12 protein-coding genes are annotated in these 12981 nt (G+C 56.6%); 9 read left to right on the plus strand and 3 right to left on the minus strand.

Translation table 11 applies throughout. The annotated features are described in order from the left end of the window. The 7 genes from PROAA_RS01760 to PROAA_RS01790 all read left to right on the plus strand — a co-directional run. On the plus strand, positions 1 to 589 hold a 589-nt coding region (locus tag PROAA_RS01760; protein WP_186409668.1), incomplete at its 5' end, for an HAD-IA family hydrolase. A 139-nt stretch (positions 590 to 728) separates the two neighbouring features. After that, positions 729 to 1304 carry a polyhydroxyalkanoate synthesis repressor PhaR gene (gene phaR / locus PROAA_RS01765; protein ID WP_186409669.1) on the plus strand — a complete coding sequence of 192 codons (576 nt, stop codon included), beginning with the start codon at positions 729 to 731 and terminating at the stop codon, positions 1302 to 1304. Between the two features lie 31 nt (positions 1305 to 1335). Continuing rightward, on the plus strand, positions 1336 to 2667 hold the full coding sequence (rimO, locus tag PROAA_RS01770; RefSeq protein ID WP_245664117.1) for a 30S ribosomal protein S12 methylthiotransferase RimO: 1332 nt from the start codon (positions 1336 to 1338) through the stop codon (positions 2665 to 2667). Between the two features lie 139 nt (positions 2668 to 2806). Further along, positions 2807 to 4216, plus strand: coding sequence for an FAD-binding oxidoreductase (locus tag PROAA_RS01775; protein WP_186409670.1), 1410 nt, complete (start codon positions 2807 to 2809; stop codon positions 4214 to 4216). A 171-nt stretch (positions 4217 to 4387) separates the two neighbouring features. Continuing rightward, on the plus strand, positions 4388 to 5242 hold the full coding sequence (gene folD / locus PROAA_RS01780) for a bifunctional methylenetetrahydrofolate dehydrogenase/methenyltetrahydrofolate cyclohydrolase FolD (protein WP_186409671.1): 855 nt from the start codon (positions 4388 to 4390) through the stop codon (positions 5240 to 5242). Positions 5243 to 5246: 4 nt separating this feature from the next. Beyond that, positions 5247 to 5750, plus strand: a complete 504-nt coding sequence (gene purE / locus PROAA_RS01785) for a 5-(carboxyamino)imidazole ribonucleotide mutase (RefSeq protein WP_222102048.1) — start codon at positions 5247 to 5249, stop codon at positions 5748 to 5750. A 4-nt stretch (positions 5751 to 5754) separates the two neighbouring features. After that, the gene (locus PROAA_RS01790; protein WP_186409673.1) at positions 5755 to 6783 is read left to right on the plus strand and encodes an L-threonylcarbamoyladenylate synthase; all 1029 of its coding nucleotides are present in this window, start codon (positions 5755 to 5757) and stop codon (positions 6781 to 6783) included. Positions 6784 to 6835: 52 nt separating this feature from the next. Here PROAA_RS01790 and PROAA_RS01795 read toward each other — a convergent pair whose 3' ends face one another. Together PROAA_RS01795 and PROAA_RS18815 are read right to left on the minus strand one after the other, a co-directional pair. After that, entirely contained in the window at positions 6836 to 7396 is a 561-nt protein-coding gene (locus tag PROAA_RS01795) for an SRPBCC family protein (RefSeq protein WP_186409674.1), read from the minus strand. Positions 7397 to 7644: 248 nt separating this feature from the next. Then, positions 7645 to 7890, minus strand: a complete 246-nt coding sequence (locus tag PROAA_RS18815; RefSeq protein ID WP_222102049.1) for a hypothetical protein — start codon at positions 7888 to 7890, stop codon at positions 7645 to 7647. A 168-nt stretch (positions 7891 to 8058) separates the two neighbouring features. On the opposite strand from PROAA_RS18815, the gene glgA reads away from it, so the two are divergent. Together glgA and PROAA_RS01805 are read left to right on the plus strand one after the other, a co-directional pair. Next, entirely contained in the window at positions 8059 to 9264 is a 1206-nt protein-coding gene (gene glgA, locus PROAA_RS01800) for a glycogen synthase (protein WP_186409675.1), read from the plus strand. Positions 9265 to 9331: 67 nt separating this feature from the next. Beyond that, positions 9332 to 11290: an alpha-1,4-glucan--maltose-1-phosphate maltosyltransferase gene (locus PROAA_RS01805; RefSeq protein WP_186409676.1), complete on the plus strand. Its 1959-nt coding sequence runs from the start codon at positions 9332 to 9334 to the stop codon at positions 11288 to 11290. 109 nt (positions 11291 to 11399) lie between these two features. Here PROAA_RS01805 and PROAA_RS01810 read toward each other — a convergent pair whose 3' ends face one another. Then, positions 11400 to 12905: a CoA-acylating methylmalonate-semialdehyde dehydrogenase gene (locus PROAA_RS01810; RefSeq protein WP_281182216.1), complete on the minus strand. Its 1506-nt coding sequence runs from the start codon at positions 12903 to 12905 to the stop codon at positions 11400 to 11402. Between the last annotated feature and the right edge of the window lie 76 nt (positions 12906 to 12981).

A 12981-nucleotide genomic window follows, 5' to 3' on the forward strand; every position in this document is an offset into this window, starting at 1 on the left:
CGTCGACTCGGTCAAGGCGGCATGCCGTGATCTTGACCTGCCCGAACCTACAGATGAGCACGCCCGGCAGGTGATCGGGCTTGGACTTGACGATGCCTTGCGTCATTCGACTCCCGGCCTATCGGTAGATAGATTTCCACAGATGGTTGAACGCTACCGGCACCACTACCTGTCACGTGACCATGAGTTGAATTTGTTTGACGGCGCAGCGGAGCTGATCGCTGAGCTGCATGCCCTTGGCTTTGTCCTGACGGTGGCAACCGGGAAAAGCCGTCAGGGTTTGAACCGCGCCATGATGCATTGCGGTCTGGGTCGCTATTTCTCGGCAACGCGCTGTGCCGACGAGTGCTTTTCCAAGCCGCACCCGCAGATGCTGGAGGAGTTGATGGAAGAATTCGCCGTGCCACCGGCGCGGGTGTTGATGATTGGCGACACGACACATGACTTGCAGATGGCGATCAACGCGGGGGTGGCCGGTCTGGCCGTCGCTTATGGAGCGCATTCGGCCGGAGTGCTTGATACCTTGAGTCCGCTGGCTCGGGTGTACAACATAGCCGAATTGGGAGCCTGGTTGCGGACACACGCCTGATCCGTCAATTCAGTCTCCGCTCGGCGATGCCGCTTGATGGACATGACGATAATTGCCCTCCGTGTGTATAATGGTGCTTTGCAGCATTGAAGTGTGTTGATGAGCGTGTTGCGTGTGGTTTGCCGATTGAGAGGTTTGCATGTCTGAGCCGTTGCGACTGGTCAAGAAGTATCCTAATCGTCGTCTTTACGACACCAGAACCAGTGCCTATATCACATTGAGCGATGTTAAAGACCTTGTGCTTTCGCATGAGGATTTCAAGGTAGTGGACGCAAAGAACGGCGAGGATCTAACTCGCAGCATCCTATTGCAAATCATCATCGAAGAAGAAGCGGCGGGTGTACCCTTATTTACCACCGAGCTGTTGTGTCAGATGATCCGCTTCTACGGCCACGCCATGGAGGGAATGCTTGGCAAGTATCTGGAAACCAACATCAAGACCTTTTCAGACTTCCAGAAGAAGCTTAATGAGCAGTCGCTCCTGTTGTACGGAGAAGACAGCAACCAGATGCAGAAAGACATGTGGTCCCAGTTCATGAATTTCCAGGGCCCGGCCATGCAGACGATGATGTCTACCTATATGGATCAGAGCAAAAAAATGGTGCATCAGATGAAGGATCAGTTAAAAAGCCAGACCCTGAACCTGTTCTCCGGGATTCAGGTGACTGGGTTGGCTGCTGATGATGCGCAAAAACCGAACCGATCCGATAAATAAGTCGGCTTGTTCCGACGTAGAAAACTTCCCCGTGATTGCTGATTCCTGCCAGCCGCCCAAGGTTGGCTTTGTTTCCCTTGGATGCCCCAAGGCGCTTGTTGATTCCGAACAAATCCTCACCAAACTGCGTGCCGAGGGCTACCTCATTTCGCCCTCGTACGAAGGCGCCGATCTAGTGGTCGTCAATACCTGCGGCTTCATCGACGCTGCAGTTGAAGAATCCCTCGACGCCATTGGCGAGGCGCTTGCCGAGAACGGAAAGGTCATCGTTACCGGCTGTTTGGGGGCAAGGAAAGAGATCATTCACGAAGCGCATCCACAGGTGCTGGCGATTACCGGTCCGCACGCAGCCGACGAGGTTTTGCAGCATGTGCATGCGCATCTTCCGCAACCGCACAATCCGTTCACAAGTCTGGTGCCCCTGCAGGGCATCAAGCTGACGCCGCAGCATTTCGCCTACCTGAAGATATCCGAAGGCTGCAATCACAGTTGCACCTTCTGTATCATCCCGTCGATGCGCGGCCCGTTGGTCAGCCGTCCTGTCGGCGATGTGCTGCAGGAAGCCAGGAATCTGGCCGAGTCAGGCGTGCGCGAATTGCTGGTCATTTCGCAGGACACCAGCGCCTACGGTGTCGATCTCAAGTACCGCACGGGTTTCTATGAGGGTCGTCCGGTGAAGACCCGGCTTAAGGAACTCTGTGCGGTGCTGGCCGAGTTCGGCATCTGGGTGCGCCTGCACTACGTATATCCGTATCCGGGAGTAGATGATCTGTTGCCGCTGATGGCCGAAGGCAAGATTCTGCCTTATCTCGATGTGCCGTTTCAGCACGCAAGTCCACGCGTCCTCAAGGCCATGAAGCGTCCGGCCAGTGCCGAAAACAACCTTGAGCGCATCAAGGCGTGGCGTACCATCTGCCCGGATATCACCCTGCGCAGCACCTTCATCGCCGGATTCCCCGGTGAAACCGAGTCCGAGTTTGAAGAACTTCTAGCCTTCATCGAGGAGGCCCGACTCGACCGGGTGGGCTGCTTTGCCTATTCGCCGGTTGATGGTGCGACGGCCAATGGGTTGGCGGGCGCGGTGCCGGACGAGGTGCGCGAAGAGCGCCGCCGGCGTCTGATGGATATTCAGGAAGATATTTCCGCCGAACGGCTCGCCGCCAAGATCGGGCGTGAAATCAAGGTGTTGGTCGATGAGGTCGATGAGGAAGGGACGATTGCGCGTTCTTCGGCAGATGCGCCCGAGATCGACGGCTTGGTCTTCATCAACAGCTATTTCAACGCCAAACCGGGCGATTTCCTGAGCGTGAAAGTTATTGACGCGGATGAGCACGATCTTTATGCGGAGCTTGTAAATACTTAGCCACGGCGTGTGGCAAGCGCGCCAGAGAAAGTTAATATCGCGGGTTTGGAAACAACCCGTGGAAGATCGCAAGGATCTGTTCTTCACTTGACGTGTTTGTCTTGTTGACGAAACTGTCGGCCTTATCAGGAGTGTGAGCTTGACCCAGGGGAGTCTGATCGAAGAACTCGCTGCCATTGTCGGTGCCGAAAACGTCCTTACAGAGCCGGATGATACTGCGCCTTATCTCCTTGACTGGCGTGGACGCTATCGCGGCAAGGCCCTTTGCGTGGTGCGCCCGGCGACGACCGAAGAAGTGTCGGCCGTCGTGCGCGTCTGCGCGCGGGCCGGTGTGGCCATTGTCCCGCAGGGCGGAAATACCAGCCTGTGCGGTGCGGGAATTCCCGATGAAAGCGGAGAGACCGTACTGATCAGCCTGTCGCGCCTGAACCGAATCCGGGCGATTGATTCTGCCAACAACACAATCATCATCGAAGCCGGCTGTGTTCTTCAGACATTACAGGAGGCGGCAGCGCAGGCCGGAAGATTGTTCCCGCTTTCATTGGCTGCAGAAGGCAGTTGCCAGATCGGCGGCAATCTCTCGACCAACGCCGGCGGAGTTCATGTGATGCGCTACGGGAATATGCGCGAACTTGCACTCGGCCTGGAGGTTGTACTGCCGAGTGGCGAAATCTGGAATGGCCTGCGCGGGCTGCGCAAGGACAACTCCGGATATGACCTGAAACAGTTGTTCATCGGTGCCGAGGGAACGCTGGGCATCATCACGGCAGCAGTATTGAAGCTCTTTCCGCTTCCTCAATCCGTCGCTACCGCCTGGATGGCGATTTCAACACCCTCAGCAGCCGTACGCCTTCTCGGAGAACTTCAGGGCGCTTTTGGCACAGGATTGAATGCCTGTGAACTGGTTTCCGATATCGCCCTGGGTTTGGTGCTCAAACATATTCCGGGCGCCCAGGCGCCGCTTGCTCGGAGCCCGTGGCATCTGCTTGTCGAGGTTTCAGGTGAGAGCGAGGAGGGGGTACTGCACGCTGCGCTGGAGGGCTTCCTCGAACAAGCGCTGAAGAATGGTGCGATCAGCGACGCCGTGCTGGCGCAGAACAGTGCACAGGCCAGGCGCTTGTGGGCGTTACGCGAGAATATCAGCGAGGCCCAGAAGATCGAGGGCTTGAGTATCAAGCACGACCTTTCGGTGCCGATTTCGTACATCGGGGAATTTCTCGATCGCGCCGACGCGGCGCTGAAGCAGGCCTTCCCCAGCTATCGAATCGTTGCTTTCGGACATGTGGGCGACGGCAACCTGCACTACAACCAGTCAAAGCCCGAGACGATGGAGAACGATGCATTCATTGCGGCGCAGTCGCAGATCAATCGGATCGTTCACGACATCGTGAATGATCTTGGCGGCAGCATCAGCGCCGAGCATGGTCTCGGCCAGCTCAAGCGTGAGGAAATACTGCGTTACAAGAGTCCGCTTGAAATGGAGATGATGCGTGCAGTAAAGCGGGCACTGGATCCGCAGGGATTAATGAATCCTGGGAAAGTACTTTGATTGTGTTGATAGTTGGACCGCGTTCGCGGATTCGTTTCAGGATAGTGACTCCGTCGGCTGCGGAGGCGGAGGCATCCTGAGTTGCGGTAAAATCTCCCGCTCTTTCAAGAGGAATGCAAGAGACGCAAGCAACTCGCTCGGTCCTTCATTTCCCGTTTTCCGGAAATCACCATGACTGCACAACTACTCGACGGCAATGCTCTCGGACAAAAATTGCGTGCCGGTTTCAAGCAAAAGGCTGAGGAACTCGCGGCGCAGGGAACGCGTCCCGGCCTTGCCGTTATCCTGGTCGGTGGCGATCAAGCCTCGCAGGTTTACGTCCGCAACAAGGTCAATGCGTGTGCCCAGGCCGGTATTCATTCCGAAAAGTACAGCTACGATGATGACGTAGCACCTCAAGTGGTGCTCGACAAGATCGCTGCGCTCAACGCCGACCCAAAGATTCACGGCATTCTTGTCCAGTTGCCTTTGCCCAAGCATTTTGATGCCGATGCAGTGCTAGAAGCCATTGCGCCTGAAAAAGACGTCGACGGATTTCGTGCCGAGAATGTCGGAGCGCTGGTGCAGGGGCAAGCCTGCTTCATTCCGTGCACGCCGTATGGCGTGATGAAATTCTTTGAGGAGGCCGGAGTGAATCTCAAGGGCAAGGAAGCCGTTGTCGTCGGCCGCTCGAATATCGTCGGCAAGCCGATGGCCATGCTGCTGATGCACGCCGGCGCTACGGTCACGGTATGCCACTCGCAAACGCGGGATCTCAAGGGTCATTGTCAGCGTGCGGATATCCTTGTCGCGGCGATAGGAAAGCCGAAGATGATTACCTGCGACATGATCAAACCTGGCGCGGTTGTCATTGACGTTGGAATCAACCGTCAGCCTGACGGAAAGCTTTGCGGTGATGTCGATTTCGACTCGGCGAAGGACGTCGCATCGTTCATCACGCCAGTCCCAGGTGGTGTCGGCCCGATGACGATTACCATGCTATTGGCCAATACGCTCGAGAGCGCCGAGCGCTTTGCAAGCACTTAGGGAGATGAACATGAACAAACAACCGCTCGTCGGCATCGTGATGGGGTCGGATAGCGACTGGCCAGTAATGCGCAGCTGCGCCGAAACGCTCAAGCGCTTCGGCATTGCCTACGAAGCCAAAGTGCTTTCAGCGCATCGTACGCCCGATGCGGCGCTCGATTATGCGTCCAGTGCGCAGGGGCGTGGCATCAAGGTGCTGATCGGCGCCGCTGGCGGTGCGGCTCACCTCGCTGGCGTGCTGGCGGCCAAGAGCGAATTGCCGGTGCTGGCGGTACCCATGCCATCCAAACACTTGCAGGGGCTCGATTCATTGCTGTCCATGGTGCAGATGCCCGGCGGAATACCAGTCGCTACTTTTGCCATCGGCGAAGCCGGAGCAGTAAATGCGGCGTTGTTTGCCGTATCGATGCTGGCCCTGAGCGATCCCGATCTGGCCAAGAAGCTGACTGATTTCCGCTTCAACCAGTCCGAAAAGGTGCTGTCGAAGACTTTGCCGGACTTGCCTTGAAGAAATGAGTCAGGAGTTCGCCCGAGCCGTCGAGCTGCTACAGGCCTGCGAACTGGTCGCCTTCCCGACCGAGACGGTCTACGGCTTGGGTGCCGATGCGGCGAACCCCGAGGCTGTAGCTAAAGTATTTGCGGCCAAGGGGCGGCCGGCAGACCATCCACTGATTGTGCACTTGCCCGGTGCGGCCTATCTTGATCGCTGGGCGAGCGGTATTCCGGATGTGGCTTGGGAACTGGTTGAAGCGTTCTGGCCAGGCCCGCTCACCCTGATTCTCAAGCGCACACCTGAAGTTCCCTATGCGGTGACGGGAGGACAGGAAACAATCGGCGTACGCGTGCCGGCACATCCCGTTGCGCTCGAACTGCTGCGCACCTACGCGCAGGCCGGTGGAAGCCGCGGCGGCATGTGTGGCATTGCTGCGCCATCAGCCAACCGTTTCGGGCGTATCAGCCCGACCACTGCTGCGCACGTGCGGCAAGAGCTGGGCGATTCCGTTGCGCTGGTGCTTGACGGCGGACAGTGTCCGGTTGGCATTGAATCGACGATCATTGACCTGTCGCGAGATGGTGGCCTGCCACCGCGCTTGCTCCGCCCAGGGCACATCTCACCTGAGCAGATCGCTTCGGTTATCGGCGTGCTGCCCGCTCTGCCGGAGGCAGGCATTGGCGTGGAGGTTCCACGCGTATCCGGCGCGCTGGAGGCGCACTATGCGCCACAGACGCCGATGCGGCTGGTCGCGACCGAACAATTGCCGGCAGTCATCGGCGAGATGCACGAGAATGATCGACGCTGTGGACTTCTGTCGCGAACTCGTCAAGCGCTTGTGCTGATGTCTCACTCGCAGCGTCAGTTGCCGGATGAGCCGAAGGGTTTCGCGCGTGGCCTGTATGCGGCCCTGCGCGAGCTTGATGAACAGGGCAACGATCTTATCGTCGTCGAGAATGTTCCCAACGATTCAGCCTGGGCCGCCGTGGCTGACCGCCTTCGCCGCGCGGCCAGAGGTTCTGCTGAGACGGATTTTCACCACCTGTGATTTGTGCGACCTTCGATCAGCGAATTCTGTTCTTGGTAGCTTGACGTGCCCGTTATCGAGCGTTTCTTCGCATCATTTCGGCTGCCATGGCGGTGAATTGCTCCTCGACCTCATGCTTGATGAAGCGCCCGCCAAAGGTTCGCGCTAAACCCGAATCCGGGACTACCTCGGCGCGGTAGTGCACCCGTGTGGCGGATCCGGATTGCGTCAATTCAAGCTCACTCTCAAAGCGCTCCGCATTTCCGGTAATCTGCCTGGCAAGAATTCGCTTCATTGGCTCAAGCCGAATCTCTCGTTCGGAAGCGAATGCATAGGACAGGATGCCGAATCGTGCGAGTCCTTCCTGGGCGACATACAAGATTTTGCCATCGCGCCGGACGATCTTGCTCGACGTCAGGTTACTCAGAATTCCGGTCATATTGTCGAAATCGGTGAGAACTTCCCAGGCCGTGCGCAAGGGCACCGGTAGATCAAACTTCGTATCGACAATAAAGGCATCGCCATTTCTCTCTATGTTGATCACAATTTCCGGCTCGACACCCGACACGACATGGCTCAGGGCCAACAGAAAAATCGCTGTCAGGGTGAAGATGAAACGAGACAGTGCAGACATAGTTGAGTCGGGCTGGATTGAGTCAGGCTGGTTCTGTCCTAGTCACGATGAGATACTTCGATCACTCGTGCTCGCCCAGAAAGGGCGAAACAGGCCGAGCCCGTCCGGAATTTATGTGGCGCAGGCGTGTTCTTGCTCTTCTTTTTTTCTGTGAGCATGACTGAATTCCCCAATTAAGTTAGTTGGAATGATGCAGCGTTCAGGTTGTGGAGCAAGTGTATTTGAAATCCGGACACGGAAGGAATCAGCTATTCGTAAATACTTGTAGGTTGCGAGGCGACAGTTGGAATTTGCAAGCTCAGATTTTTCACTGCGTTTCTTGCCGTTTCGAATGGGTTCAAACCGGGTGTGCTGGAGGCGACCTTCGCGGAAAGCAGATCTGCGGGAGTGAACTCGGTTTTGGGTAACGAGAAGCGGCTTGAAATTCGCTCATTGACCGCCACCTGTCGTCGCCAGCGCTTGTGCTTGCCTTCAGAGACTTGCTTATGATTCAAGCAATTACCCCTACTCATAAAATGAGTATTTGACCGGAATGCGCAGCTCTAGGATACTTGAGGCTGTGCGGTTGAAATGCCTATCCTTTGAAGTGTGCGGTAGCGCGGTAGCCATTGCCGCCTGAGCGTCTTGGCAACCCCCGAACTCAATTAAAGGAAGGTTTACCGATGAAAGTTATGTTCCTAACCCGTGAATATCCGCCTCACGTTTATGGCGGAGCCGGTGTTCACGTCGAGTATCTGGCCGCAGAACTCGCCAAAATGATGCACGTCGAAGTCCGTTGCTTCGGTGACCAGGATACCGTGAAGGAATGCGTGCGGGTGAAGGGCTTCCCGTTCGGAAAAGGCAGTTTTTCCCACGTCGACAAGAAGCTCAGCGGCGCGCTGGACACTTTCGAGACCAATCTTGAGACCTTGAGCGAGCAAGTCGATGCCGACCTGGTGCATGTGCACACTTGGTACGCGCACCTTGGTGGCATCCTGGCGAAGATCCTCTATGGCATTCCGCTGGTCCACACGGTGCACTCACTGGAGCCGTTACGCCCATGGAAGCGCGAGCAGCTCGGCTGTGGCTACGACATGTCGTCGTGGATCGAGCGCACTTCGCTCGATCTCGCAGATGCGGTGATCGCCGTGTCGGAGGGCACCAAGACCGATATCCTGGAGCATTTCGACATCGATCCTGCCAAGATTACGGTAATCTATAACGGCATCAATACCGAGCAGTACCAACAGACGTCCGATACGAATACGCTTGAAAAATACGGGATTGATCCTGAGAAGCCGATCGTTCTTTTCGTTGGCCGGATCACGCGTCAGAAGGGCATCATCCATTTGGTCAATGCCGTCAAGTACATCAATGCGGATGCGCAGGTCGTTCTCTGCGCCGGGGCGCCGGATACCCCGGAGATCCTTGCCGAGATGGAAACTGCGGTCAAGCAGGTACGCAAGGCGGGGTTCAAGTACCTGATCTGGATCAAGGAAATGCTGAGCAAGGAAGAAGTGATTCAGTTGTATTCCCATGCGAGAGTATTCTGCTGTCCGTCAATCTACGAGCCCTTCGGGATAATTAACCTTGAAGCCATGGCGTGCCACACGGCCGTAGTGGCGTCCGCTGTGGGTGGTATTAAGGAAGTAGTGATCGACGGCGTTACCGGTTGCCTGGTGCCGTTGGAGCAGTTGCACGTTGCGCCCTTCGAGCCGGTCGACCCCGATGTGTTTTCGCGTGATATGGCCGCTGCGATCAACAAGGTTCTGGACGATCCGGCACTGGCAGAATCCATGGCCAGCGCTGGCCAAAAGCGGGCACACGACGTATTCAGCTGGTCGAGCATTGCACAGCAGACGAAGGATCTATATCGGTCGCTGGTCTGATTTCATGTCCCCTTGATTGGGCCTTGGCAGAAAATAGGTCTGGTCGCCACGAGAGAGGTTTTCCCCCATGATTCCCAAGAACTACCCCCGAGTCATTATTGAAGCCGTTCAGCCGCAGATCGATTGCGGTCGATTTCCCATCAAGCGCGTGGTTGACGAGAAGGTCGTCGTTAGCGCCGATATCTACAAGGAGAGTCACGACAAGCTGGCGGCTGTCGTCAAGTACCGCAAGCATGGAGCGAAGGTGTGGCAGGAAAATCCAATGGTCTTTGTAGACAACGACAGATGGCAGGGCGAGTTTGAAGTTGCCGAGATAGGTCCTTGGGAATATACAGTCGAGGGTTACGCCGAGCGTTATCTTTCGTGGGTTGACGAGATCACCAAGAAGAATGTGCCGGGCGCCATCCTGACCAGCGAGTTACTGGAAGGTCTGGCGATCCTGAAGACTTCCGCCGGATTGGCGAAAGGCGAGGACAAGGCACAGTTGAATGCCCAGATCGCCACCATCGAAGGCATGATGGCCGATGAAGATCAGGAAGTGGCTATCGATCAGGCCATTTGTTCGACGATGCAACGGCTGATGGCGAAATATCCTGATCGTTCCGAGGGCGCTGAGTGCACGCCTGCACTGCAGGTTTATGTGATTCGGCCAATCACGCGGTTCGCTGCATGGTACGAGTTTTTCCCCCGTTCGCAGAGTACCGTTTACGGCCAGCACGGCACCTTGCAGGATAGCCGTCGCCGCTTGGCCGATATCAAGCAGATGGGCTTCGACGTCATCTATCTTCCACCGATTCACCCCATTGGCCATGCTTTCCGCAAAGGCAAGAACAACAGTCTGGTAGCCAATCCTGACGATGTTGGCAGCCCCTGGGCAATCGGCAATGAACACGGCGGCCACATGGCGCTGGAACCCAAGCTGGGCACCTGGAGTGATTGGGATCAGTTCGTCGCGACCTGTCGCGAACTCAAGATCGAGATCGCGCTGGACTATGTGATGAATTGCTCGCCGGACCATCCCTATGTGACAAAGCATCCGGACTGGTTCTACCATCGGCCCGACGGCTCGATCAAGTACGCTGAGAATCCACCCAAGAAGTATCAGGATGTGTACCCGCTGAATTTCGGTACCGAGGATCGTGAAGGCCTGTGGAAGGAGATGCTGAAGATCTTCCTGTTCTGGATCGAAAAAGGGGTCACCACTTTCCGCGTCGACAATCCACACACCAAGCCAGTCAGTTTCTGGGAGTGGGTGATTGCCGAGGTGCATAAGAAACACCCCCAGGTCGTTTTTCTGGCCGAGGCCTTTACCAAACCCAAAATGATGCGTTTGCTGGCCAAAGCAGGTTTCGCCCAGTCGTACACCTACTTCACCTGGCGCGATTCAAAGCAGGATTTGACTGACTATGTCAGTGAGCTGACTGCGGGGCCGATGAAAGACTACTTCACCGGCAATTTCTTCGCCAACACGCCTGATATCCTGCCCCCGATTCTGCAGATCGGCGGTCGTCCCGCATTTATCATGCGCGCGGTTTTGGCGGCGACACTCTCCACTGTCTACGGCATTTACAGCGGCTACGAGTTGTGCGAAAACGAGCCGATTCCAGGCAAGGAAGAGTATCTTGATTCGGAAAAGTACGAGATCAAGCAGCGCGACTGGAATGCACCCGGAAATATCGTGGCGGTGATCACGCGCATCAACAAGATTCGTCGCGAGCGCCCGGCTCTGCACAACTACAACGACGTTGCGTTCCTTGCGGCGGATAATCCCCAGATTATCGCCTACTACAAGATGACCGCAGACAGGTCGGACATCGTTATATGCGTCGTCAATCTCGATCCTTTCGGCAAACAATCCTCGTTCATCCATCTGCCGCTCGAAAAGATGGGTATACGCGAAGACGAGCAGTTCCAGGCGCACGATATGCTCAGCGACGAACGCTATCTGTGGTCGGGCCGTACGGCTTATGTTGAACTTTCTCCCAGTGGCAAGATGGCGCACATCTTCAAGATCTACCGCTGGTAGCAGGCAGGAGCCGGGTTTGACTCAGTCAAGCCCGAGTTTCACGGGTTTGTTGTGGTTCTGCATTCGGGCACTGCGGACATACTCGCGTTTGGAATCCGGTAACACCAGGTCAGTGGGTCGGCATCACGAAACTGGCGCTGCTTGCCGTATCCTCCGGCCAGCGACCAGTCGCCGTCTTGAGGCGGGTGTAGAAATGAACCCCATCGGGACCGTGGACTGCATGGTCACCGAATAACGAACGCTTCCAGCCGCCGAAGCTATGGAAGGCCATCGGGACGGGGATGGGTACGTTCACGCCGACCATGCCGACCTGAATCCGCCGTACAAACTCTCTGGCGGTATTGCCGTTACGGGTAAAGACAGCTACACCGTTGCCATATTCGTGGGCATTGATCAGTTCGACTGCCGCCTCGAAATCGGGTACACGCACAACACACAGCACCGGGCCGAAGATTTCTTCACGATAGATGCGCATCTCCGGCGAGACACGGTCGAACAGGCAGGCGCCAAGAAAATAGCCGTTTTCGTGACCGGCAATCCGCAGATTGCGCCCATCGACCACGAGGTCAGCACCTTCTTCGACGCCCAGGTCGACATAAGCGCGTACTTTGGCAAGATGTTGCCGCGTCACCAGCGGGCCCATTTCCATGGCTGGCGCGGTGCCGGGACCGATTTTTAGGGAGTGGGCTCGCCCGCATAGTGTCGCCACCAATTCGTCGCCGACATCGCCCACCGCCACCGCCACCGAGATCGCCATGCAACGTTCACCGGCAGAACCGTAAGCCGCGCCGATCAGCGCATCGACCGCTTGCTCAAGGTCCGCGTCCGGCATCACCACCATGTGATTCTTGGCGCCACCGAGCGCCTGCACCCGCTTTCCATGTGCAGTGCCCGTCGAATAGATGTATTCGGCAACCGGCGTCGAGCCGACAAAACTGATCGCAGCCACCCGCGGATCGGTAAGCAAGGTATCGACAGCGACCTTTTCGCCATGGACAACGTTGAACACCCCATCCGGCAGTTTGGCCTGAGCCAGCAGATCCGCGATGAACAGGCTGGCCGACGGGTCACGCTCGGAAGGCTTGAGGATAAAGGTATTGCCACAGGCCAGAGCGACGGGAAACATCCACATCGGCACCATCACGGGAAAGTTGAAGGGCGTAATACCGGCACAGACGCCGACCGGCTGACGCATCGACCAGCTATCGACGCCATTGCCGATCTGTTCCGAATATTCCCCTTTCAACAGGTGTGGAATGCCGCAGGCAAACTCGACGACCTCCATCCCGCGAATGATTTCGCCCTTGGCATCGTCGAGCACTTTGCCATGCTCAGCGGTAACGATGGCCGCGAGATCGTCGAGATGGCGCTCAAGTAGTTCGCGGAATTTGAAGAGAACGCGTGCGCGCCTCAATGGCGGAGTATCCGACCATTCCGGCAGTGCGGCAACGGCAGCGGCGATCGCCTTGCCGGTCTCGTCGGCGCTTGCCAGCGGCGCCCGCGCAGCCAACTGACCGGTTGCCGGATTGAAAACGTCGCCCCATCGCGGACTTGTTCCGTAAACCAGATGTCCATCGATGAAATGCTGCAGCTCTTTGATGGTATTCATATTCATGAACGTTGTGCTTGATTTTGAATTTTGCCTATAGTAGGTTTATAACCTTTGAAGTGTCAATCGTGTTCATGTCGAC

This window comes from Candidatus Propionivibrio aalborgensis, from assembly GCF_900089945.1.
GTDB classification, from domain to species: Bacteria; Pseudomonadota; Gammaproteobacteria; order Burkholderiales; family Rhodocyclaceae; genus Propionivibrio; species Propionivibrio aalborgensis.